This is a genomic window from Mixta mediterraneensis (assembly GCF_014946725.1).
In the GTDB taxonomy this organism is placed as follows: Bacteria; Pseudomonadota; Gammaproteobacteria; order Enterobacterales; family Enterobacteriaceae; genus Pantoea; species Pantoea mediterraneensis.
Map to the genome: position 1 here is coordinate 216,339 of NZ_JACFXY010000001.1, position 24,676 is coordinate 241,014.

At 51.5% G+C, this 24,676-nt stretch carries 17 protein-coding genes and 6 pseudogenes; 11 read left to right on the top strand and 12 right to left on the bottom strand.

Features of this window, described 5'->3' with window-relative positions:
• Positions 1-323: 323 nt before the first annotated feature.
• From H2P46_RS01080 to mntR, 6 genes and pseudogenes are all read right to left on the bottom strand, one after another.
• Positions 324-1,670, bottom strand: a pseudogene (locus H2P46_RS01080) (sugar porter family MFS transporter); the annotation flags it as partial.
• An 831-nt stretch (positions 1,671-2,501) separates the two neighbouring features.
• On the bottom strand, positions 2,502-4,034 hold the full coding sequence (locus H2P46_RS01085) for an efflux transporter outer membrane subunit (RefSeq protein WP_193403364.1): 1,533 nt from the start codon (positions 4,032-4,034) through the stop codon (positions 2,502-2,504).
• Between the two features lies 1 nt (position 4,035).
• On the bottom strand, positions 4,036-5,604 hold the full coding sequence (locus tag H2P46_RS01090; RefSeq protein ID WP_193403365.1) for a DHA2 family efflux MFS transporter permease subunit: 1,569 nt from the start codon (positions 5,602-5,604) through the stop codon (positions 4,036-4,038).
• A complete protein-coding gene (locus tag H2P46_RS01095; RefSeq protein WP_420846528.1) occupies positions 5,601-6,785 on the bottom strand; it encodes an HlyD family secretion protein in 1,185 nt (394 codons plus the stop codon). Before H2P46_RS01095 ends, H2P46_RS01090 begins: the two co-directional genes overlap by 4 nt.
• Positions 6,786-6,930: 145 nt before the next feature.
• Positions 6,931-8,040, bottom strand: a complete 1,110-nt coding sequence (locus tag H2P46_RS01100; RefSeq protein WP_193403366.1) for an SLC13 family permease — start codon at positions 8,038-8,040, stop codon at positions 6,931-6,933.
• A gap of 21 nt (positions 8,041-8,061) precedes the next feature.
• On the bottom strand, positions 8,062-8,520 hold the full coding sequence (gene mntR, locus H2P46_RS01105; protein WP_193403367.1) for a manganese-binding transcriptional regulator MntR: 459 nt from the start codon (positions 8,518-8,520) through the stop codon (positions 8,062-8,064).
• A 267-nt stretch (positions 8,521-8,787) separates the two neighbouring features.
• Here mntR and H2P46_RS01110 point away from each other — a divergent pair, with 267 nt between their 5' ends.
• From H2P46_RS01110 to H2P46_RS01120, 3 genes and pseudogenes are all read left to right on the top strand, one after another.
• A complete protein-coding gene (locus tag H2P46_RS01110; RefSeq protein WP_193403368.1) occupies positions 8,788-8,979 on the top strand; it encodes a hypothetical protein in 192 nt (63 codons plus the stop codon).
• Between the two features lie 276 nt (positions 8,980-9,255).
• Positions 9,256-9,984, top strand: coding sequence for a gluconate 2-dehydrogenase subunit 3 family protein (locus H2P46_RS01115; protein ID WP_193403369.1), 729 nt, complete (start codon positions 9,256-9,258; stop codon positions 9,982-9,984).
• A pseudogene (locus tag H2P46_RS01120) lies at positions 9,984-10,907 on the top strand (GMC family oxidoreductase); the annotation flags it as partial. The gene H2P46_RS01115 and the pseudogene H2P46_RS01120, both read left to right, overlap by 1 nt.
• A 55-nt stretch (positions 10,908-10,962) precedes the next feature.
• Here H2P46_RS01120 and istB read toward each other — a convergent pair.
• On the bottom strand, positions 10,963-11,751 hold the full coding sequence (gene istB / locus H2P46_RS01125; RefSeq protein WP_193403371.1) for an IS21-like element helper ATPase IstB: 789 nt from the start codon (positions 11,749-11,751) through the stop codon (positions 10,963-10,965).
• Complete coding sequence (istA, locus tag H2P46_RS01130) at positions 11,748-12,776, bottom strand: IS21 family transposase (RefSeq protein WP_193403243.1); 1,029 nt, start codon at positions 12,774-12,776, stop codon at positions 11,748-11,750. Before istA ends, istB begins: the two co-directional genes overlap by 4 nt.
• Positions 12,777-12,859: 83 nt before the next feature.
• Here istA and H2P46_RS01135 point away from each other — a divergent pair.
• A pseudogene (locus H2P46_RS01135) lies at positions 12,860-13,729 on the top strand (GMC oxidoreductase); the annotation flags it as partial.
• A gap of 14 nt (positions 13,730-13,743) precedes the next feature.
• Positions 13,744-15,027 (top strand): c-type cytochrome, encoded by a 1,284-nt coding sequence (locus tag H2P46_RS01140; RefSeq protein ID WP_193403952.1) that lies wholly within the window; start codon positions 13,744-13,746, stop codon positions 15,025-15,027.
• A 48-nt stretch (positions 15,028-15,075) separates the two neighbouring features.
• On the opposite strand, the gene ompX is transcribed toward H2P46_RS01140, so the two are convergent.
• Positions 15,076-15,591 (bottom strand): outer membrane protein OmpX, encoded by a 516-nt coding sequence (ompX, locus tag H2P46_RS01145; protein WP_193403372.1) that lies wholly within the window; start codon positions 15,589-15,591, stop codon positions 15,076-15,078.
• Between the two features lie 371 nt (positions 15,592-15,962).
• Between ompX and rhtA the strand changes: the two genes are divergently transcribed.
• From rhtA to ybiO, 5 genes and pseudogenes are all read left to right on the top strand, one after another.
• A complete protein-coding gene (gene rhtA, locus H2P46_RS01150; RefSeq protein WP_193403373.1) occupies positions 15,963-16,877 on the top strand; it encodes a threonine/homoserine exporter RhtA in 915 nt (304 codons plus the stop codon).
• Positions 16,878-17,202: 325 nt separating this feature from the next.
• Positions 17,203-17,706: a DNA starvation/stationary phase protection protein Dps gene (gene dps / locus H2P46_RS01155; protein ID WP_193403374.1), complete on the top strand. Its 504-nt coding sequence runs from the start codon at positions 17,203-17,205 to the stop codon at positions 17,704-17,706.
• 315 nt (positions 17,707-18,021) lie between these two features.
• On the top strand, positions 18,022-18,768 hold the full coding sequence (glnH, locus tag H2P46_RS01160; RefSeq protein ID WP_193403375.1) for a glutamine ABC transporter substrate-binding protein GlnH: 747 nt from the start codon (positions 18,022-18,024) through the stop codon (positions 18,766-18,768).
• Between the two features lie 63 nt (positions 18,769-18,831).
• A protein-coding gene (locus H2P46_RS01165; protein WP_239952247.1) for an IS1 family transposase occupies positions 18,832-19,529 on the top strand; the annotation gives its coding sequence in 2 pieces (ribosomal slippage) (positions 18,832-19,081 and positions 19,081-19,529; 699 coding nt in all).
• Position 19,530: 1 nt separating this feature from the next.
• Positions 19,531-20,709 (top strand): annotated as a pseudogene (gene ybiO / locus H2P46_RS01170) (mechanosensitive channel protein); the annotation flags it as partial.
• A gap of 20 nt (positions 20,710-20,729) precedes the next feature.
• Here ybiO and rlmF read toward each other — a convergent pair.
• Positions 20,730-21,646 (bottom strand): annotated as a pseudogene (gene rlmF / locus H2P46_RS01175) (23S rRNA (adenine(1618)-N(6))-methyltransferase RlmF).
• A gap of 141 nt (positions 21,647-21,787) precedes the next feature.
• Here rlmF and H2P46_RS01180 point away from each other — a divergent pair.
• Complete coding sequence (locus tag H2P46_RS01180) at positions 21,788-22,420, top strand: flavin reductase family protein (RefSeq protein WP_193403376.1); 633 nt, start codon at positions 21,788-21,790, stop codon at positions 22,418-22,420.
• A 193-nt stretch (positions 22,421-22,613) separates the two neighbouring features.
• Here the strand turns inward: H2P46_RS01180 and hutG are convergent, their stop codons facing one another.
• Both hutG and hutI read right to left on the bottom strand, forming a co-directional pair.
• A complete protein-coding gene (gene hutG, locus H2P46_RS01185; RefSeq protein ID WP_193403925.1) occupies positions 22,614-23,402 on the bottom strand; it encodes an N-formylglutamate deformylase in 789 nt (262 codons plus the stop codon).
• Positions 23,403-23,410: 8 nt separating this feature from the next.
• A pseudogene (gene hutI / locus H2P46_RS01190) lies at positions 23,411-24,570 on the bottom strand (imidazolonepropionase).
• Between the last annotated feature and the right edge of the window lie 106 nt (positions 24,571-24,676).

Genomic DNA, 24,676 nt, shown 5'->3' on the forward strand with positions numbered 1-24,676 from the left:
TATGAAAAGTTACCGATTGTGCTTAAAGGAAAGCATAAAACTGTGTCAGCGTTATTCCTGTTATCCCCTGGTCAGCAAGGGATTTAACCAAGGCTAAAGTTCGACATTGCTCAGAAGCGCTGTACAACTTGAAGCAAAAAAATAAGCCTGGTTAATAAACCAGGCTTATTTCTCTTTGCGTATTCTTAACGTTAGGAGGTTTTTTTAATTACAGGCGTTAGCGTTTGCGCTTCTTCATTGGTTGATAACCAGTCATGCAAATAACGCTCAATCTGCTCAAGGCTGCGGTTACGCGTTTCCGGTACGCAGGCCACGACAAAAATTGCGCCGCCAATACCTATCACCGCAAAGATAAAGAACGCACCAGAAAGACCGACGCTTGCCAGTAAAAGGGGAAACATCAATGAAATAAGAAAATTAGCAATCCACATGGCAAACACCGCCCCGCCCATAAATATGCCGCGCAGGCGCGTAGGGAAAATTTCTGACAGTAGCAACCAGGTCACCGGTGAGAGTGCGCCTTGTTGAAAGCTAAGGAACATCAACATGCCCAGTAATACCATATAACTGCGTAAGACATCCGGCTGACCATTTACCGTCTCCGGCATTAAATAACTAACGGTGCCGATAAATAATAAACACGCCGTGTAACCAAACTGGCCGATCATTATCATGGTACGACGACCTATTTTCCCCAGCAGCCAAATACCGGCAAACGTCATCAGTACGGAAATTGCACCATTAGCAATAGTGGCAAACAAGGCGGCACTGTTGCTCATACCGACCGCTTTTAGCATCATCGGTGCGTAATACATAATGGTATTGACGCCAGTGAGCTGTTGAATGGCCGCGATCCCCACGCCAATCAGGAATAGCTTCAACAACCACGGCTTGCGTAGTTCACCCAGACCGGGATACTGTTGACTCTCTTCGCTCAGCGTCTCTTCAATTTCCGTCAGCTCCCAGTCAACGTCCTCTTTCGCACGTGTGCGCTCCAGAACCTGTCGCGCTTCAGCCAGACGGCCTTTCATGGCGTACCAGCGCGGCGTATCAGGCATAAACATCATGCCAAACCATAACAGCACCGCCGGAATGGTGGCGATTGCCAACATCCAGCGCCAGGTTGTTTCCCCTCCCCACGCGGCGTTAAAACCGGCATTAGAGATATAGGCGAGCATTTGACCGGAGACGATCATCAGTTCCTGCAGCGTGACCAGCTGCCCACGCTTATTTGCCGGGGCAATTTCTGCGATGTAAACGGGTACGGTCGCGGCAGCGCCGCCAACCGCAATTCCCAGCACTAGTCGGAAAAAAACCATCCAGTTCACATCCGGTGCTAACGACGAGCCCAATGCGCCGGTGGCAAAGATTACGGCTAAGATCAGAATGATTTTTTTTCGACCAGCGGCGGCGGCAAATTGTCCAGACGCCAGCGCGCCAAAAGCTGCACCAAGCAGCAGGCTGCTGGTCACTAAGCCGGTGGTGAATGGAATGAGATGGAGTTCCGGGCCCATAAACAGCAGCGCACCGGAAATGACGCCGGTGTCATAGCCAAACAGCAGGCCGCCAAGCGTGGCAACGACAGCAATCACTTTTACAAAGGGTTCGGTACGGACAGCGCTGTTTGGCCCGGAGGCTTTGTTAGGGGTGAGGTAGCTTTCTCTGGACATATTTTCTCCTGGTGATGTCACAACACCTAAAGAAAATGGATTATTTATGCCATTAACAATAAGAATGGAAAATTAATTTTGCGTAACGCGTCATAAAACCGAGTGAAAATTGCGCTACCCCTCACATTTTTTATGATAAACCCTTTACCCTCTGGCTAATTTTTCGCTGTTTTTATCAGAACAGCCTCAGTTTTAGAAATTTATATTTCATTAGCGTTAATTATTTTCCCTGCGTTATGCCGCCTGTTTCGACAGCAGACTGTGACGATACCTTTTCCCGACGCGCAATTCTGCGAAAATCCGGTATCGCCCTTATGTCAGTCGTCATAAAAATGCCGCGTTCCGCAGGATTAACGCTCGCTTATTACTCACCCTGTAAGGGCAGCATAACGGACCCACAATGCCAGACGGGGAAAAAGCAAATAAGAATAATTTCCTTAACGGGCTTCTTTGTGCTTTTCGGGAATTTGTCGCTTTTAAATTCTTTTGCTCTTCACCACCGAAAATTGCGCCAGAAGGTCACGGCACATATTGCCGCGCATTAGGTCAGACAAATAATTAACGGTCTGCTTATGAAAGCGTTACAGCCTGGTTCGTTTCACCTTTTGTCATAATGGCAGGCAGAACGGCGAAACGTGGCGGGAGTGACTCCCACTATTTCACTGGCGAGACTGATTTCAGTTATTGCTGCGTCCATAATAGCTAGCGCACCAGCGGAACGTTACCGTTGAATAAAACAGGCGTAACGTTGCTAATTTTTAAGCGCACGCTGGTGGTCGATCTGCTGACATAGCGAAAGTGAAAGAGGTTCTCTGCGCCTTCTTTGCAGTGTTAATTCACCTGCGTCGCCGGCCCAAAGACATCGTACTGCGGCAAAGTAACCTGTTGATAGGTTTCCCAGCCGCCGCCCAGGGCTTTATACAACGCGACTAAATCCAGCCCGCTTTGCATTTTTGCCTGAGTCGCCTGTTCCTGAGCCTGCGCTAACTGTCGCTGGGCATCCAGCACATCAAGGAAGGTAGAAAGCCCTTGTCGGTAGCTGTCGCTGGCTAAATCAAACGCACGTTGTAGCGCGCCGGTCGTTTCATCCAGTGCAGTCACACGCTGTTGATCGGCGCGATAACTTACCAACGCATTTTCAACGTCCTGCAATGCGGTTAGCACGGTTTGACGATAATCCAGCGCCGCGCTGGCCTGCTGCGCACGTGCCAGTTTTACGCTCGATACCAGCCGTCCGCCCTGAAAAATTGGGATCGATAATGAAGGGCCGTAGCTATAAAAATGGCTGCTCCAGTTATCCAGATAGCTGGCATCGGTATTGCGTACCCCAAGCTGTCCGGTCAACGACAAATCAGGGAACAGCTGCGCCACTGAAACGCCAATATTGGCGGTTTGTGCATGTAGCGTGGCTTCTGCCTGTCGAATATCCGGCCGACGGCGCGCCAGCGTTGACGGAATACCAACAGAGACAATCTTCGGCAGCGCCGGTATCGCTTTCGGCGTATTCAGTTCGGTATCCAGCGCGCCAGGGGTTTTCCCTAATAGCACGGCTAATCCGTTCATTGCCTGGCGAGCCTGGGCTTGATACTGCGGCAGCTGCGCCTGCAGCGTACTGAGCTGGGCGTGGGCATTTTCTACATCGGTTAACGGCGCCAGGCCGTGGCGCTGCTGGCTTAGCGTCAGCTGAGTGGTTTGTTGTGCGACATCGATCTGTTGTTGCAGGGTTTGTACCGTGGCTTGCGCACCGCGCAGTTGCAGCCAGGCACGCGCCACTTCGGCTTCTAATGATACTAACGCATCGTTACGCTGCTCAATAGCCGCCTGCGTCTGGGCGTTTGCCGCCTCGACCTGACGTCGTACTTTGCCCCATAGATCCAGCTCCCAACTGGCGTCAAAGCTGCCCTGATAAAGCGTCACCGGCTGCGTCAGGCTGTTAAGCTGGCTGGCGACGTCACTATCAAGCTGATCGTAAGCGCCATTTGACTTCAACAGGCCCTTCAGACCAGGCTGCTGGCGCATGACGCTGGCTGAGCCGTTCAGGCTGGGAAATAAGCTGCCCTGCGCCTGCGCCAGCTGCTCACGCGCGCCAGCAATACGCAACACAGCCTGTTGCAATGTCAGATTACCTTCAATAGCACGCGCAATCAGGCTATCAAGCTGGGGATCGTTAAAGTTGCGCCACCAGCGGGTATCTACCACCGAAGATTGCGGTTTCGAGGCTTCCTGGGAATCCAGCGAGTTATAGCCGCCCGGCATCTGTGGTTTTGGGGCCTGATAATCTGGCCCGACAGCGCAACCCGTCAGCCATATTGCCAGCGTCAATAAGCTCAACGGCTTCAGACCGCGAGAAAACATAACCTGCATGTCAGTGTGCTCCTGCACTGCCTTCGCTCTTAATCGGCGCCAGCAGCCAACAAAATGGAATCAATATCAGAGCGATAATGCTCAATCCTGAAAAAACGTCGATGTAGGCGAGAATACGCGACTGCGCGATCATCTCCTGATAAAGCTGCCCGGCCGCCAGCGTCATCGGATCGCCAACCGCCGAAGTGAAGTCGCGAATTGCCTGCGCCCAGTGCTGTATGGTGATGTTAAATTGCTCGTTAAGAGGCGTCATGTTGTGCACCATATGCGCGGACCGCACCTGTTCGCGTTCGGTGATGGCGGCGGTAGACAGCGAAATACCAATCGATCCGGCAACGTTACGGAACATAGTAAACAGCGCGGAAGCATCGGCATTCAGGCGCTGTGGAATAGTTACGAAAGCAATGGTGGTGAGCGGCACAAACAGAAAGCCAAGGCCGATCGACTGCGCACTACGCATCAATACCAGCGTGGTGAAATCAATATTTGGCGCTAAGCTCGCCGAATAGAAGAACGCGACGGCAAGACAGGAGAACCCAAACGCGATAATGTAACGCGTCTGCACGATCGGCATCAGTTTTAACACCAGCGGAATGGTCATTACAATTAACACCGCGCCCGGCGACAGCACTAAACCTGACCAGGTTGCGGTGTAGCCGAGATCCTGCTGTGCCAGCTGTGGCAATATCACTGAACTGCCGTACAGGATCATCGCCATACCAGCCATCAATAAGCCCGCTACCCAGAAATTGCGATCTTTCATCACCAATATATCAACCACCGGTTTACGTGCATACATCAGCCAGTAAACCGCGCCGACTATGCCGATCACCGCCAGAATGGCGAACAACACGATAAAGTGCGAGGCGAACCAGTCTTCATCTTCGCCGCGATCCAGCATCACCTGTAAACAGCCAAGCCCAAGGGTAATCAGTGATATGCCGATGTAATCGATTTTCAGCCGACCTTTAGCCCATTTACGCTCCCAGGGTGGATCTTCCAGCAACTGATAGATCGCCAGTACAGTAAGAATCCCTACCGGGATATTAATGAAAAAGACCCAGCGCCAGCTGTAGTTATCGGTGATCCAGCCGCCAAGCGTTGGCCCGATGACGGGCGCGACGATTATCGCAATTGAGGAAAGGCCAAAGGCCTTACCGCGATCTTCCGATTTGAAGTAGTCAAGCAGTACCGATTGCTGAACCGGCTGCAATCCCCCGCCAAAGAAGCCCTGCAACACGCGAAACAGAATGATTTGCCATAACTCGGTGGCGATGCCACACAGAAACGAGCACAGGGTGAACATTACAATACAAATCAAAAAAAACTGCTTGCGACCAAATAACCGGCTAAAAAAGGCAGAGATGGGCAGTACAATGCCGTTCGCCACCAGATACGAAGTCAGTACCCAGGTTGACTCATCGTAACTGGAAGAGAGCGAGCCGGCGATGTGCGGCAGCGCCACGTTGACAATGGTTGTGTCAAGAATCTCCATGAACACCGCCAGCGTAACTGTGACAGCAACCAGCCACGGATTACTGGACGGTTTCCAGCTCTGCGACGGGCTCATTCCACCGTCACCTTCGGTTCAACCGACAGGCCGAGCGGCAGCGGATGATTCGGATCTAAACCTTTATCGATGACAATTTTTACCGGCACACGCTGTACGATTTTTACGTAATTACCGGTGGCGTTTTCCGCCGGGAAAGTCGAGAAGCGCGAGCCAGAACCCATCTGGATACTATCGACATGCCCTTCCAGCTGCATATCTGGCCAGGCATCAACGGTGATCGCCACTTTGTCGCCCGGATTCATGCGTTCCAGCTGTGACTCTTTAAAGTTGGCGGTGATCCAGATGTCGGGTGATACCAGCGAGAACAGCGAGGTTCCGGCCTGCACCAGCGTGCCCAGCTGCACATTACGTTTGGTGACAAAGCCGTCATAAGGTGCCCGAACCTGGGTATAGGAAAGATTTAATTCCGCCGTATTCAGTTGCGCTTTCGCCTGCTCAACCTGCTGCTGACGCGCTTCCACGTTGGTTTCCTGCTGACGGATTTGCAAAGCAACCTGGGAAGCAACCTCCACTTGCGCTTTGGCACTTTGCAATTGCGCCTCGGCGGAACGCAATTGCGCACTGGCGCTATCTATGTTGCGCTGGCTGGTGGCTCGTGGATCGACGCCACGCTGGCGGCGGTAATCCGCTTGTGCATTAAGCAGATTAGCCTGCGCTTTAGCCTGATCGGCGAGCGCCTGATCGCGCTGCGCTGGATACTGCACGCGCGACAGTGCCAGCTGCGCCTGCGCCTGATGCAGTTGCGCCTGCGCCAGTCCCAGCTGTGCTTTTGCCTGATCGCGCTGCGCCATATTGTCCTGCGGATCGATCTCTACCAGCAGATCGCCTTTTTTCACGCGCTGGTTATCGTTGACTAAAAGTTTAACCACATAGCCTGAAGCTTTTGGCGCAATTGTCACTGCGTTGCCTTCGGTAAACGCATCGTCAGTGGTTTCTTCATTGCGGGTGCTAAACCAAAACCAGAAGCCAACGATCAGCATGATGACCACCACAATCGCCAGAATAACCAACGGCTTTTTGCCGGGGCGTTTGCGCTCGGATTCATCCTCATCGTTGTTCTGCTTTTCCTGAGTATCCTGGGTATCCTGTTTTTCTGTTGACTGACTGTTTTTATCCGCCGCGTTATCAGCGTCTTCCTGGCGTGGCTCGCGTTGATCTTTCTCGCTCATAATTCCCATCACTGGCTAAGGCCCTAATTCTCGGGCATAAAAGGTCAATTTAACCTTAGATCGTAAACTGGCAAATTCCAGTGTAACTTTACATAACTTGAGGAAAGGCGCACGTCTGGTCAATTTCACCTTTAGCAGGACGAGAGAATGAGCCTTATGCCAGCAGAAACAATAACAGCCAGCCGCTAAGCATTGCCCAGGCCAGTAACGGAACAGAAAACAGATGAAATTGCCACCAGACGCGGCGATCTTTCGCCATACGTAGCGCGATCAAATTAGCAAGCGAGCCGGGCAGCAGACCAACCCCGCCAATATTAACCGCCCAGGCGAGCAACTCGGTTGGGGGAACTTTTTGCAGCAACAGTATGGTGGCAGGCACGTTACTGATTACCTGCGATAAACCGATGGCCAGCAGATAAAGCGCACCCTTGTCATAATGCGCAATGGCACCAAAACGCGTCTGTAACAGCGGTAAATACGTCAGCAAATAAACATCAATAAACATGGCGATAAACACCGCCAGCAAACTCCAGTCGATATTGAGTAATACCGGACGCGCCAGCACTAAAAAACACAGCACAATGGCCAGCAGCGCCCAGCCGGTGAGATGCCATTCCAGCGCCATAATAAACAGGACATATAACAGCACGCTCACTATAAACAGTGGCTTTTGCCAGTGAAGGGTTTCGCTATTGCCATGTTTATGAATTTCACGCCTTGAAAAACACCACCAGGTTAGCGACATCAGAGTTAACATCAGCCAGACCGCCAACGGTAACATTTGCAAGATAAAGCCGGCCACACTGAGCGAACCGTGGCTCCATAACAAAATATTTTGTGGATTGCCAACAGGCGTGATTAACGATCCGGCATTCACCGCCAGTGCTTCAAAAATAATTAAACGTGAAATCGGTAAGCGGGAGAATTTACGTAACGTGAGCGTTAAAGGCACTAAAATAAACAGCGCCACATCATTAGTCAGAAACGTAGAAAGCAGTGCAGCAGCCAGAACCATAAACAGCGCTAGCGCACGCTCATGCCTGAAACGTGCGATTAACTTCCCGCCTAATACGTCAAAATAACCGCTGGTTTCTAACCCTTTAGTGAGGATCAACAGACTGGTCAGCGTCATCATGGTGTGCCAGTCCACCGCCTTCGGCAGATCTGGCCAGGAGAAATCGACCAGAAACAGAAGGATCGCGCCCGTCACTACCAGCAGATGCAAAATGCGGTCATGCAAAAACGAACGAAACACGATAGGCATGAGGGCCGGTCGCCTTAAGAATTAGCGGTTCTCGTAAAATTTCTGAAAAACCGCCAGCGTTTCATCACTGACATGATGCTCAATGCCTTCGGAATCACGACGAGCCGTTTCCGGGCTGATGCCCAGCGCTAACAGAAAGGTTTCAACAATATAATGGCGTGCACGGCTCTCTTCCGCGAGTTTTTCGCCTTCAGCGGTGAGAAATACGCCACGATAGGGCACCTGCTCAACTAACCCAGTGCTGCTAAGGCGCTTCAACATCTTAGCAACGGTTGGCTGAGAGACACCCAAACGTGCCGCCATATCAACCTGACGCGCTTCGCCAAACTCACCAATTAAATCAGAGATTAACTCAACGTAGTCATCAATAAGCTCACGACGATGCGCTTCACGCACCTGCCGAAAACCTTCGACATGCTCTTCAATATCTTTTAGTGGTCCTTGCGGGACAGAAACCACGCTTTTAGCACGACGACTCATTCAGCTTCCTCTTTATTATTTTCCGCCTTTAACCTGCTCTGCGGATTAGCTGCGCCTATTGTAAACCAGCTGCAACGAAGCTCAAATTTTTCCTGATTAGCATTGGCTAAACGGTATAGCCAATGCTATATTTGTTGGTAATGTAAGCAGGCCTATCAGCCGCGAGCTAAAGATCATATCGGATCCTTACCTTTTACTGCTGATTTTCCGGGTCTTATCCCTGGATCCTGCTTGCTTTTGCGTCAACATTAATTGGGAGGTGATGCGATGAGCACCCTGAAATGCTGTTTAGATTGCAGCAAATGCTTCCAGGCTGAAAAAATGGCTTCTGTGGATGTGAAATCCTGGTTGTGCCTGCTGACGCGTTCCCCGTTTACGCTGCGCCTGATGTTGATCGAGAAATTGCTGGGCAACAAACCAGCCGATCGCCGCTGCCAAAATTTGATCTGGCGCGGTTAACTCATCCCGCACCGCTGGCCTTTTAGCGCCCCGCTAAAAGGCTTTCCTCTCCTTCTGTACATTTTGTTACTCTCTTTCCGCTGGCCGTTTCGTTTGTTATTGAACTTTTTCCAACCCGCATAATAGCTAGAGCTGAAACGCTTCAATAAAAAGTCGCCTCATAGTTAGCCTGCTAATTTTCTTCTTGCAACCTTTTGTCATTCCTAATTAATCTCCCCATAACAAAAATTACAACCTTATAACAAACCACCCGTAATGGGTTTCCAAGGAAAAGCAATGTCAGCCAACAAGCCTGAAGAGCATCCCTCGGGCCGGAGACGTTTTTTACAAAAATCGCTCTCGCTCATCCCTCTCGCCGCTGCCGCCAGCACGGGTGTCGTTTCATTAACTTCCCCCGCAGCCGAAAAAACGCAAGGCGTAGTACAGGATTACGTTCCTGCCTACTTCAATGATAAAGAGTGGAAATTTCTGCTTGCCGCCTTAGAGCGTCTGATTCCCAGCGATGCAAACGGTCCCGGCGCCGTCAGCGAAGGGGTCCCCGTTTATATTGATAAACAGATGGAACTTCCTTACGGCTATGGCCGGTTGTGGTACATGCAGGCGCCGTTTGCCGAAGCCGCACCGGAAATGGGTTATCAGTCACATCTGGTGCCGCGCGACACTTATCGCGTCGGGATCAAATTAACCGATGACTACTGCCAGCAAAAATTTCAGAAAGATTTTTATCAGCTGGACGCCAGCCAGCAGGAAGCTGTGCTGCGCGATCTGGAAGCGGACCATATCCGCAATGAAGCCATTCACGGCAAGCTATTTTTTGAGCAGCTACTGGAAAACGCCAAAGAAGGGTATCTCGCCGATCCGATACATGGCGGCAACCAGACTCTGGCCTCGTGGAAGCTGATTGGCTTTCCCGGTGCCCGTGCCGATTTTATTGATACGGTCCAGCAACCTAATAAACCGTATCCGCTCGGTCCGGTCAGTATTTCCAGTAAAAGGAGTGTGTAATGGCTGCAGTAAAAAAAGATTCCGTCGATATTGTTATCGTCGGATTTGGCTGGACCGGCTCGCTAATGGCGATGGAACTGGCCAGCAGTGGCTTGAAGATTGTGGCGCTGGAGCGCGGCGAGAACCGGGATACTTATCCTGACTTTGCCTATCCCCGTATCGCAGATGAACTGACCTACGGCATTCGCCTGAAGCTGTTTCAAAACGCGGCTAAAGAAACAGTAACAATACGCCACAAAACCAGCGAGACTGCCCTGCCTTACCGCCGCTTTGGCTCTTTCCTGCCGGGCGATGGCGTGGGTGGCGCAGGGACGCACTGGAATGGTCAACTGTGGCGCCCGCTGGAAGCAGATCTCAAAATGCGCAGCACGGTCATTGAAAAATATGGAGCAAGCTTTATTCCTGAAGGCATGACGGTGCAGGATTATCCGTTTAGCTATGAAGAGCTGGAGCCGTTTTTTGACAAATTCGAGAAAATTTGTGGCGCATCAGGCAAGGCAGGCAATATAAACGGTGAAAAAATTGCTGGCGGTAACCCCTTTGAATCACCGCGTAAAAATGATTATCCCACCAGGCCGCTGCAAACGCTTTATGCGGGAGATTTGTTTGCACAAGCTGCACAAAAACTGGGGTATCACCCTTTCCAGTGTCCGGCAGCCAACTGTACCGAATCCTGGACCAATCCTTATAACGTCCAGCTTGGGGTATGTAATTATTGTGGTTACTGCGAGCGCTTCGGCTGTTTTAACTACTCTAAAGGTTCACCCCAGTCATGCGTGATCCCGGCGTTACGTCAGCATAGTAATTTTGAGCTGCGTACGCAGTCACATGTTATCCGTGTGAATACCGACAGCAGCGGTAAAAAAGCCACAGGCGTCACTTATATTGATGCGCAAGGTAATGAAATCGAGCAACCTGTCAATACCGATCGAATTCTGACCCACCCTGCCAAAGTAAAACTGACCCACCCCCTTTGAATCATTCGAGCGTTGTTGCTTTCGTTTTCTTCTGGAGTTGACCGCTTTTCAGCTTATCTTTCAGTCGATAGCTTTGGCCGCTGATTTGGGCGATATGCGCATGGTTAAGCAGCCGATCCAGCATCGCTGCCGTCAGTGTCTCGTCATCACCAAACGTTCCGGACCACTGCGTAAACGGCAGGTTGCTGGTCAGGATCACGCTGCCTGACTCATACCGTTTAGCGACTACCTGGAAGAACAGGTTCGCCTCCATTTTACCGAACGGCAGATATCCCACTTCGTCGATGATCAACAGCTTAGGTTTACCTACGACGCGGTTCAGGTAGCCCTTCAGGTCACCCTGACGATGTGACGCCATCAGTTGCAGCATCATGTCGGCGGCGGTAATGAACCGAATGCTTAAACCCGCCATCGCGGCCTTATAGCCAATGGCGGTCGCCAGGTGCGTTTTGCCGACGCCAGAAGGCCCGAGCAGGACAACGTTCTCCTGACGTTCGATACATGCCAGACCCGCCACCTCCTGGATCTGACTTCGTGGAACGCCACTGGCATAGGCGTAATCGCACTGCTCCAGTGTTTTTATCACCGGCAGGCCTGATAACCGCAAAATGGTCTGGCGACGCCGTTCGTTCTGGCCATCATGCTGGAGCTGCAAAACGGCTTCCAGGAAGTCGGCATGCGTGCCGCTGTTGTCGATGGTCGCCTGTGCCACACCCGGCCACTCTGCCGGCAGGCGGTCGAGCTTGAGTTGCTCGCAGAGCGCGGCAATACGATCATGTTGAAGGTTCATGCTGGCACCTCGAGCAAGGCCTGGTACGTTGCCAGAGGATGTTGCAGGCTCTCGGTCGGCACCGGACGCTGGCTGAGCGCTGGGACAGGTGCAGGCAATGCCAACGTGACCTTCGGTAACGGCAATAGCGCAGCACGCTCGCGCGGCATGCGCTGCTCAGGCGGTACGCCTGTGGTGCCATGCACTCGTGTGTTCGCGACGGTGACCAGCCACTCGCCGATGCGTGTGTTGGCAGCAGGTACATCCAGTACCAGCCCGGCCTGCCGGAAGGTCGCGGTAAGAGGCACGATAAAGCTGTTCTTGAGGTAATGGTTAAACCGCTCAACCTTACCCTTGGTCTTGGCGCGATAGGGTCGGCAGACCTTGGGAGTAAAGGCATACTTCTCGGCGACGTGCATCAACTGCGGGTTCCAGCGATGCTTACCGGGGCCGTAGACATCGCGCTCAATGATGATGGCCTTGGCGTTGTCGAACAGCAGCTGATGCGGCGTCCCGCCGAAGAACCTGAGCGCAGACTCAATGCCGTCACACCAGGCAGCGGAGTCCTGGTTGCTGTAAAACTTGACGAAAGTCGCGCGGCTCCAGCCCAGCGTGGCGACAAAGGCCAGCAATGGGTTATGACCGAGTCTGATGATGGTGAAATCAACTTGCATCTGAAAGCCAGGCTCGGTCTCGAAGCGTGTTACCTCTTCAGTGACGGGCTGCTTAATGGGGTGCAGGAAAGCGGTCAGCATGCTGTAACCACCCTCGTAACCACGCTGACGGATCTCGCGCAGCAGCACACTGGCGGGTATCCAGAGGGGCCTGGCAGCGGCCACGCGCTCAAGGATATAGGTCTTGAACGGGTCAAGCTTGCAGGGTCTGGGTGCGCGAGGCTTGTAGCGCATATCCGCTACGGGCAGCGGGCTACGAATATATCTGCGAACGGTCTCACGAGAGCATGAAAGCTGGCGCGCGATGGCGCGTATCGACATGCCCTGACGGTGTAAAACACTAATCTCCACTCTGGTCTCCAATGTCATCATTGGCAGTGCCTTAAAACTGCCATTTTTACCCTAGGTGGGTCAGATTTACATCGGCAGGTGGGCCAGTTTTACATCGGTAGCGACAGCAACCGGCTGCTTTAGTGGTATTAAGCGCCTTTCAGCTCCATAACGTGCGCCTGCTGCTCTTATCCAATATCGGCAAACCTTACAACCCAATGACCGGCGAAGGCGTGGTAGGCCGTAATTATGCCTATCAGATGACCGGCGGCATTAAGTTGTTCTTCGATAAAGACACTTATTTCAATCCGTTTGCAGCTACTGGCGCAACCACCACAATGATTGATGATTTCAACGCAGAAAATTTCGATCACAGCAAGCTTGGTTTTGTGGGCGGTGCCACAATTTCCGCCGCCTTCTCTGGAGGTCGTCCGATTCAGCAAATGGGCATTCCTAAAGATGCACCGCGTTGGGGTTCCGGCTGGAAGCAGGCCATCAAAGACAATTATCTGCATACGATGAACGTAGGTTCATCGGGTTCAGTGATGCCATATCGTCAATGCTATCTCGATCTTGATCCGACCTATAAAGATATTTATGGCCAACCGCTGTTGCGGATGACGTTCGACTGGCAACAGAACGAGTTGAAGATGACGAACTTCATTAAGGACCGGGCTGAAGAGATCGTTAAAACCATCAATCCCAAAACCTATGAAGTGGCCTTTAAGACCCTGAATAGCCATTACGATGTACGTCCTTATCAATCCACACACACCACTGGCGGCGCGGTGATGGGTGATAACCCCTCCACAAGCGTAGTGAATAAGTATCTGCAAAGCTGGGATGTGCCAAATCTGTTTGTTACTGGCGCATGCTGCTTCCCGCAGAACCTTGCTTACAACCCAACCGGCATTGTTTGCGCCACGACACTGTTCGCCGCCGAGGCGATTCGCACGCGCTACCTTGCCAGTCCCGGTCCGCTGGTTCAGGCTTGATAAGGAGAGAGACGGTGAAAAGATCTCAGGTAGTTTTTGCACTCGCCGCGCTGGCAGGTATAGCGAGCGGTGCGCAGGCGGCTACGCCGGAATCCATTGCGCACGGTAAATATCTGTCCATAGCCGGGGATTGCGCCGCTTGTCATACCGCCGCTGGTGGCCAACCCTTCGCTGGCGGATTAAAAATGAGTACGCCTGTTGGTGCGATCTATTTCACTAACATCACGCCGGATAAATCAACCGGTATTGGCGATTACAGCTATGATGATTTTGCTAAAGCGGTGCGCGGCGGCGTGAAGAAAAACGGGTCCTCCCTTTATCCCGCGATGCCCTATCCTTCCTACGCCAAAATCACCGACAGTGATTTGCATGATCTTTATGACTACTTTATGCAGGGCGTCAAGCCGGTCAGCCAGGCCAATCACGACAGCGATATTCCGTGGCCGCTCAATATGCGTTGGCCGCTTTCGCTTTGGCGCTGGGCATTTACCGATGATAAAACTTTTGCCAGCACGCCTGACAAATCCGCTCAATGGCAGCGCGGCGCCTATCTCGTCCAGGGATTAGCGCACTGCGGCTCTTGTCATACCCCACGCGGCATTGGATTTCAGGAAAAAGCGCTGGATCAGTCCGATAAAGCCTATCTAGCCGGCGGCACGCTGGAAGGCTGGCATGCGCCTGATCTCACGGCGACTCAGGCAGATGGCCTCGGTCGCTGGTCGCAACAGGATATTGTCGAATTCCTGAAAACCGGCGCCAATACGCAAGCTTCAGCATTCGGTTCAATGACGGAAGTGGTGAATCACAGCACGCAATTTCTGACCGATAACGATTTGAATGCTATTGCCATTTACCTGAAATCATTACCCGCCAGCCATGTTATGCCGGCGCCACAAAACAGCGATGCTACCGCGCAAGCGTTGTTTAAAGGGGATGTCAGCCAGCCTGGCGCTCAAATTTATCTTGATAACTGTGCAGCCTGTCATCGTAGCGACGGCAAAGGCTATACGCGAACGTTCCCGGCGCTGGCCCATAATTCAGCCGTGCTCAGCGATGACCCCTCATCCGTCATCAGTATGATTTTGCAGGGCGGTAAGCGTGTCAGCACTCAGTCGGCCCCAACTGGCTTAGCCATGCCGGATTTCGGCTGGCGTCTGGACGATCAGCAAGTAGCCGATGTGGCAACGTTTGTGCGTAACGGCTGGGGTAATCATGCGAAGCCGGTTACGGCCGATCAGGTGAAAGATATACGTAAAATCACCATAGAAAGCGAACCAGGACAAGAACCGCAGAAATAAAAAAACGGCCCGATAAGGGCCGTTTTTCTGTAAACAGTCTACGCTAACTTAGAAGCTGTAACCTACGCCAGCGATCCAGGTGCCAACGTCAACGTTACGAATGCGGCTCTGCTCGTAGCCTACATCGACTGCAAAGTTTTCAACTGGGTTGAACTGCAAGCCTGCGCCGTAAGAGAAGCCTACGTCGCTGGTATCAGATTTGTCACGCACCACAGTCGAGTTCTGCTGGTATTTGCCGTAGCCGATACCCACAACACCGTAGATGCTTGCCCAGTCGTTCAGACGGTAAGCAGGACCACCGGTAACGCCGTAATATTGGCCTTTGTCATAAACGTTACCGCCGCCATGATGATCTTTCTCGGTGTAGGTGAAAGATGCGATCCAACCCAGTGGGTTAGAACCGTCTTCGTAGCGGTATTTCAGGTTGAAGCCGTTTGCTTTGTTAGCAACGCCTTGGTAATCACTCTGCGCATAGCCACCGGTTACGGTGCTTTGAGCCATTGCAGAACCTGCGGATACAGCCAGAACACAGGCCAGTGCTGAAAGACATGCAATTTTTTTCATAACCACCTCAAATGTGAAAGTACTACTCTCCTGACAACGCTGGAAATATAACAAAAAATAGCAAGAAACTCTGCCCGGATTTTGTTGTCTAACAGAATGTTTGGTGTAACAGGACGTTAATACACGATCGTATGTCATTCTTTTTTCTTATAAAAAGCATCATATTCCTGCAATATAATTTTTGTCATTAAATCTTCGCTTTAAGTAAAATCCTAAAAAATCCTGACGTTTCTTTACCTAAACGGCACTAAATTTGTTCATTTTTTACCCGGTTAAACTACATTTAAAGCGCGCGTTATCATCTCTTTTATCTGCCAATTCCATTACACTGTTCGCCTTGTTACATACATGATTAAGGATGCGCTCACAGGATGTCCCTTAGCTCCCGCACCAAAAATTTTGCGCCTGTCTTTATGCCTGTCGCTGTATTGCTGCTCGCCATGCTATCGCTGCAGGGAGGCGCATCACTGGCAAAATCCCTGTTTTCTACCGTAGGCTCAACAGGGATTACGGCTTTACGTTTGGGTTTAGGCACGCTTATTCTCTGTACGATTTTTAAACCATGGCGGCTGCACTTTACGCGTGAACAGCGGGTGCCGCTGTTAATATATGGTTTAGCGCTTGGCGCAATGAATTTCATGTTTTATTTATCGATTCGTACTCTGCCGCTTGGCGTAGCCGTTGCACTGGAATTTACCGGGCCATTAACGCTGGCATTACTGGGTTCGCGTCGTCTGCTGGATTTTGTTTGGGTCGTGCTGGCCGTGATGGGGTTGTGGTTCCTGTTGCCATTTGGCGCAACGATGACGGCAATCGATCCGTTTGGTGCGGCATTAGCAATAGGCGCAGGTGTCTGTTGGGCATTTTATATCCTGGCGGGACAGCGCGCAGGCGCAGAGCATGGGCCGGCTACCGTTGCGATGGGTTCGCTTATTGCTTCCATAATTTTTGTACCACTGGGTCTGGCATTCGCAGAAAGCGGCATCTGGCACTGGAACATCTTGCCCATCGCTTTACTGGTTGCTTTGCTCTCAAGCGTCATTCCCTATTATCTTGAGATGATGGTGCTTACGCGTCTACCTGCACGTATTTTTGGCACGCTGATGAGTCTGGAACCGGCGATGGCAGCGTTGTCGGGTATGCTATTTCTCGGCGAGACCTTAAGCGGAAAACAGTGTCTGGCGCTACTGGCGATTATCATTGCTTCGGCTGGTTCAACCCTGACAATGAAGCCCAAAAAGAGCCAGTTAAGTGAAGTGGAAATAAATAACAAAGCGGAAAAATAATTAACTGGCCTGCTAACCGGGTGGGCCAAATAATAATGAAATCAGTCTTAATGATTATTCTTAATTAAAAGCGAATCGTTACTATTATTATTTTGAAACAGTCCAGTACACTCTGTTGACGAAACAAACCAACCCTTTGTAAATAAAAACCTTTTTCTAACAAGCCATTTAACACTGTATTAACCCAGTCGGGTTAACTTGTTATTTCCGATAAGAAATAATCTATTTCAATCATTGCTATTGTCGTTACTGCAAATTCTAAAATCGCTGCTATACTTATTTCCGTGTTTCATTTAGGACAACCATCAAAGAGAGGACCGAAACGATGAGTACCGCTAAATTGGTTAAAACAAATTCTTCTGATCTGCTTTACACCCGTAATGACGTAGCTGAAAATGAAAAAAAAGCTACCATTGAGGTGCTCAACCGTATGGTAGTCGAATTTATTGATTTGTCGCTGATCACGAAACAGGCGCACTGGAACATGCGCGGTGCTAACTTTATCGGCGTACATGAAATGCTGGACGGCTTCCGTACCGTCATTACCGATCATCAGGACACCATTGCAGAGCGTGTGGTACAGCTTGGTGGCGTCGCGCTGGGTACCACCCAGGTCGTTAATGACAAAACGCCGCTGAAAAGCTACCCGCTAAATATTCACAGCGTGCAGGATCACCTTAAAGCCCTGGCAGATCGCTACGGTGTGGTCGCTAACGATGTGCGTAAAGCCATTACTGAAGTCAAAGATGAAGATACCGCTGACATCTTTACCGCTGCATCACGTGATCTCGATAAATTCCTGTGGTTTATTGAATCTAATATCGAATAAGACGTTTGAAGATAAAACAGGCGGGGAAACCCGCCTGTTTTACGTCCTGCCTGCCGCTTTTTATGACTTCGTTAACAATTTTTCCTTCCTGATTTTCTCCGTCCTTTTTTTTACGTCACACTTTCCGTTGCACTAAAAAAATGTCACGCACCACAATGAGTCACCAAATTAGTGCAACTTTTCTTTGCAAAACAAAACGGTGACAGGTGGTGCATTTAACCTACTGATCTCATAGATTTTGCGAAGTTGGCATAATACTTTCATAAGACAAGCCGCAAACCCAGGCCTGCAGCCTGATAGTAATAAGGAAAATTGATGAAGTCACTGTTTAAAGTCTCTGTGGCCGCGCTGGCGCTGGCCTTCTCATTCTCTTCTACCGCAGCAGAAAAAAAACTGGTTGTCGCAACCGACACCGCCTTCGTTCCTTTTGAATTCAAGCAAGGGGATAAATATGTCGGCTTTGATGTGGATTTATGGGATGCCATCGCTAAGGAGCTGAAGCTTGATTACACCCTGAAGCCCATGGATTTCAGTGGAATTATTCCTGCACTGCAAACGCGCAACGTTGATCTGGCGTTAGCCGGCATCACCATCACCGAAGAACGTAAAAAAGCGATTGAATTTTCTGACGGTTACTACAAAAGCGGTTTACTGGTAATGGTGCGTAATAACGAAAACGACATTAAAAGTATTAGCGACCTGAACGGCAAAGTACTTGCCGTAAAGAGCGGTACAGGTTCTGTCGATTACGCAAAAGCCCATATCAAAACCAAAGATCTGCGCCAGTTTCCAAATATCGACAATGCTTATATGGAGTTAGGCACCAACCGCGCTGACGCGGTGCTGCATGACACACCAAATATCCTGTACTTCATCCACACCGCGGGGAAAGGCCGCTTCAAAGCAGTAGGTGATTCCATTGAAGCTCAGCAATATGGCATCGCTTTTCCAAAGGGCAGCGACGATCTGCGCACCAAAGTAAACGGCGCGCTGAAGACACTGAAAGAGAACGGTATCTATAACCAGCTGTATAAAAAATGGTTTGGCAGCGAACCTAAATAACAATTCGAGGTAATGCTCCCAACTTACTGATTTAGTGTATGATGGTGATTTTGAGGTGCTTGCGTGGCTTCCATTTCCATCAGATGTCCTTCCTGCTCCGCTACTGAAGGCGTGGTGCGTAACGGCAAAAGCACTGCCGGACATCAGCGCTATCTCTGCTCTCATTGCCGTAAAACATGGCAACTACAGTTCACTTACACCGCCTCTCAGCCCGGTACGCACCAGACAATCATTGATATGGCCATGAATGGCGTCGGATGTCGCGCCAGTGCACGCATTATGGGCATTGGCCTCAACACGGTTTTACGTCACTTAAAAAACTCAGGCCGCAGTCGGTAACCTCGCGCATACAACCGGGCAGTGATGTGATTGTCTGCGCTGAAATGGACGAACAGTGGGGCTACGTCGGTGCTAAATCACGTCAGCGCTGGCTGTTTTACGCGTATGACAGGATACGGAGGACGGTTGTGGCACACGTCTTCGGTGAACGCACTCTGGCCACACTGGAGCGTCTTCTGAGCCTGCTGTCGGCCTTTGAGGTCGTGGTATGGATGACGGATGGCTGGCCGCTGTATGAATCACGCCTGAAGGGAAAGCTGCACGTTATCAGCAAGCGTTACACTCAGCGCATTGAGCGACATAACCTGAATCTGAGACAACATCTGGCAAGGCTGGGACGGAAGTCACTGTCGTTCTCAAAATCGGTGGAGCTGCATGACAAGGTCATCGGACATTATCTGAACATAAAACACTATCAGTAAGTTGGAGTCATTACCCTTTATTACCCTGTTTTTATTTTCGATTTTCAATCCCGGCGACAGCCTGAAATTTATGATGTCTGCCACGGTACGTAGCCTGGCAATTATTGGTATCGCCGCCTTTGCTTCCGGCATGTTGACGCGCTGGATTGGTAAAACCATTACTTTGTCGCCCGAGCTGCGCCGTAACTACCCTGAACTGCAAAATCGCGTAAATGACTGGGTGCGCGCAATGCTGAAACTGGCTCGTATTATCACTGTGTTTGCCACTGTGCTGCTCCTGCTCAATGCCTGGAATCTGTTCGATCTCTGGCACTGGTTAACGGTAGGCGCAGGCGAAAAAATGGTGGATGTTCTGATCCGCATCGTGATGATTCTGCTGCTGTCGGCTATCGGCTGGACAGTGCTGGCGAGTTTGATCGAAAGCCGTCTGTCCTCTGATTCTCACGGTCGTCCAATGCCCAGCGCCCGTACGCGCACCCTACTGACGTTATTTCGTAATGCGCTGGCGGTCGTCATCAGCACCATTACTATTATGATTTTGCTGTCGGAAATTGGGGTTAATATCGCTCCGCTATTAGCGGGTGCAGGTGCATTGGGGCTGGCAGTATCGTTCGGTTCACAAACGCTGGTAAAGGATATTATCACCGGTATTTTTATCCAGTTTGAAAATGGCATGAATACGGGCGATCTGGTTACTATTGGTGCAATTACTGGCACGGTGGAACGCATGTCAATTCGTTCGGTGGGCGTGCGCCAGGATACCGGCGCGTATCACATCATTCCATGGTCGTCGATCACTACTTTCGCCAACTTTGTGCGCGGCATTGGCTCATTTGTCGCCAACTATGATGTCGATCGTAGCCAGGACACGGAGCGCGCCAATCAGGCGTTGCAATCGGCGGTCACTGAACTGCTGGAAAATCCAGAAATTCGCGGCATGGTGATTGGCGAGCCGAATTTTGCCGGGCTGGTGGGGTTGACTAATCAGGCATTTACTGTTCGCGTCTCGTTTACCACTCAGCCGCTCAAGCAGTGGACGGTGCGCTTTGCTTTGGATGACAAGGTGAAAAAACATTTCGACGCTGCGGGCATTAAAGCGCCGCATCAAACAGTGGAAATAATGCAAACTGGCCCAGACATGGCGGGTGCAAGCTTACCCACGCTACCCGCACCACAATAACCGCCACATCAGGCAGCGTATTATTTAAGCCGTTTCGTGCGTAGCGCCGCTGGCATAAAAGTCCAGGCCAGAAAACGACTCTGTTTCTGGCCTTGTGCCATATTGACCACGCGCACTTCTGCATCCAGCGCCTGTAACTGTTTTTCCAGCACAGGCAGGTTTTCTTTACGTGAGACCAGCGAAGTAAACCACATGCATTGGCGCCCCAGCGCTACGCTTTCTGCAATCATCTTACTGACAAACGCCTTCTCTCCCCCTTCACACCATAATTCATTATTCTGACCGCCAAAGTTAAGCGGTGCCGTTTTTTGCAGGCCAAGGTTGCGTACTTTACGCTGCGAACCGGCGGCGGCTTCTGCGGCGGAGGCATGGAACGGCGGATTACACATCACAGCATGAAAGAAGTCATTTTTACCCACGATGCCTGACAGGATCGCCTCGCTGTTTTTTTGCTGACGCAGGCGGATCATTCTTTGCAAACCAGGATTAGCCGCCACGATGCGGTTAGCCGCTTTTAGCGCTCTTTCATCAATTTCGGTGCCGGTAAAGCGCCAGCCATATTCAGCCTGGCCAATCAGCGGATAGATGCAGTTAGCGCCGCAACCAATATCCAGTACATCGGCCACGGGAATCGTGCCATGATTATCCAGCGCCAGCAGATCAGCCAGATAATGCACATAATCTGCCCGTCCCGGCACTGGCGGGCACAACGAGCCGGGTGCAAGCTGCCAGTCGAGACCAAAAATAGCTTAATCAGCGCCTGGTTCAGCAACATCACCGCATCAGGATCGGCAAAATCCACGGACTGCGCCCCATAACCATTTGGCCGCACTTTTGCCGCCAGAGGCGGGTGCGCAGCGGTTAACGCGACAAAATTATATTCGCCCTGATGACGATTACGGACATGGAACGGTGACGGGCTGGCTGACTTTTTCATACTTTCTCTCAATTATTCTGGCGCGCGTACAATACGCTGTGACTCGCTGAAAATAAACCTGCACGATCCGCTTACACAATTCTCTCGCTTTCAGGCGATGCTGTGACGCTAAGATAAACTAAAAACCGCCCCGGAGATGTCATGACGCATAAACGTTACTCTTATCAACCCCACGTCGGTCATGGACTACCGCATGATCCGCTTAACGCCATTATTGGTCCACGCCCGATTGGCTGGATCAGCTCAATCAGTGCCAGCGGTCATCGTAATCTCGCCCCTTACAGCTTCTTTAACTGCTTTAACTATCACCCACCGATAATTGGCTTTGCCAGCAGCGGCTGGAAAGACAGCGTACAGAATATTTCTGAAACCAAAGAGTTCGTCTGGAACCTGGCGACACGCTCGCTGGCGGAGGCGATGAATGAGAGTTCCGCCTCGGTGGCCGCCGATCAGGACGAGTTTGCGCTCGCTGGCTTAACGCCTTTAAGCGCATCACAGGTCAAAACCAGTTTAGTGGCAGAAAGTCCGGTGAATTTTGAATGCAAACTCTCCCAGCTCATTCAGTTACAAGACGCACACGGCAAGCCAATTAATAGCTGGCTGGTGCTGGGTGAAGCGGTGGCGATCCATATTGATGAAACACTGCTGGAAAACGGTATTTATCAAACCGCCAAAGCCGAGCCGGTGCTGCGCGCCGGTGGACCCAGCGCCTATTACGGCATCAGCGAAGCCCAGCGTTTTGACTTAGTGCGCCCGGACGCACGCCGGATATAAATTATAACAGGCACCCGCCCGCGTTTTCATGATGGCGCGGGCCACGGCAGCGGCCGCCAGCGAATCCCCTGCTGTTGCCCACGTCCGACGCAGCCGTCAGCCCTGCAGATTATTAACCCGGACCGATCCCTTTCCCGGAAAAACAGGCTGCGTCGAAGCAGTACAAACGCTGTAGAAGCTGGGTGCAGTTAAATTAACACTTTCCCTTTTCGATAAACGCATGCATCAGCGGCTTAAGCACCTTTTGCAGCTGCGACGCACGCTCTTGCCGCCAGGCGAAAGGTGGCGTCTCATCCATATAATTGCATTGTGCCAGTTCCAGCTGTACCGCCTGTACATTCTGATCCGGCTGACCGTAGGCGCGGGTAATATAACCCCCTTTAAAACGTCCATTTACTACCCAACTGTATTGATCTTGCGCGGTGCAGACGTCCTGAATGGCATTAATTACCGCCGTGCGACAGCTGGCACCATCGTTAGTGCCGATGTTTATATCCGGCAGCCGCCCTTCAAACAAGCGCGGAATCACGCTGGCAATGGAGTGCGCATCAAACAGCAAGGCATAGCCGTGCGCGGCTTTGAGCCGAGCCAGTTCTTGCTGAATCTGCTGATGATAAGGCTGCCAGATGTTATCGATATAGTATTGGCGCTGCGCTGCGCTGGGCGTCTTGCCGTCGGCAAAGGTCGGCGTGCCGTCAAACAGCGTTTCAGGAAACAAACCGGTTGTTGCGGTGGTGTACAGCGGCTGGTTATCCGGTGAGCGATTGAGATCAACCACAAAGCGTGAATAGCGGCCAATCAATACGCTGGCCCCCAGATCGCGGACAAAATCATATAGCAGAGGAATATGCCAGTCGGTATCGGGCAAACCGCGTGCGGCCTCGCTTAATCCTGATTCGACTTCAGGCATGAGCTGCGTTCCGGCATGCGGAATGCTGACCAGCAACGGCATTTTACCAGGGGTAAAATGGAAAGGCGTTATTGCATTACTCATTTGGCTTCTCCGCGATAAATAACTTTGCAGGGCAGTTCGCCGCCCAACCAGTAAACCAGCTCTGCCGGACGTGATAGCGGCCAATGTACAAAGTTCGCCACTTTCCCCACTTCCAGAGAGCCATGTGTCTGCTCTAATCCAAGCGCTTTAGCACCCCAAATCGTCACGCCTGCTAACGCCTCTTCCGGCGTCATACCGAATAGCGTGCACCCCATGTTTAACATCAACCTTAACGATAATGCAGGCGAAGTACCGGGATTTGCATCGCTCGCCAGCGCCATCGGCACACCGTAACGGCGGAACAGATCAACCGGCGGACGCTGTGTTTCACGCAGCAGGTAAAACGCTCCTGGCAGTAAAACCGCTACCGTATTGTGCTGCGCCAACGCTTTGGCATCGTTTTCTGTTGCATACTCCAGATGATCGGCAGACAGTGCCCCATAGCTTGCGGCCAGCGTCGCGCCCCCCAGCGAGGAGAGCTGCTCCGCATGTAATTTAACGGGCAAGCCCAACGCTTTTGCCTGGTCAAATACCCGTGCCACCTGCTGTGGAGAAAAAGCCAGATGTTCGCAAAAGGCATCCACTGCATCGGCCAGCCCTTCGGCTTTTACTTTTGGCAGTAGCCGATGACAGATGATCTCGATCCAGCCCTCGGGATTTTGTTTGAATTCTGGTGGGAAACTGTGCGCTGCCAGACAGGTCGATACAACATCCGCCGGTACGCTTTCGCTTAACTCGCGAATTGCACGCAACATGCGTAGCTCGCTTTCTTCATCAAGGCCGTAGCCGGATTTGATCTCAACCGTAGTAACGCCTTCTGCCAGCAAACGATCCAGCCGCCAGCGCGCTGATGCAACCAGCTCTGGCTGGCGGCGCGCGTAGCGCGTACCGTCGAAAGAATGCCGCCGCCCTGCGCCGCAATTTCGGCATAACTGGCGCCATTCAGCCGCTGCTCAAACTCCTGGCTGCGATCGCCACCGAACACTAAGTGGGTATGGCAATCGACTAAACCTGGCGTAATGATGCCGCCGGGAAGCTGATGCTGTTCGCGGGCCGTAAAAGCGGGCATTGCTTTACGTGGCCCCAGCCACACCAGCTTGCCTGACTTCACTGCCAGCGCGCCATCCTCAATGGTCTGGTATTTACCACCCTGCATGGTAACAAGGTCGGCCCCCAGCCACAGGCTGTCTATGGATAAATCATCTGCTGTTATCACCTCATCGCTCCCGACATTTACACTGTGCATTAAAGTATGTATATGT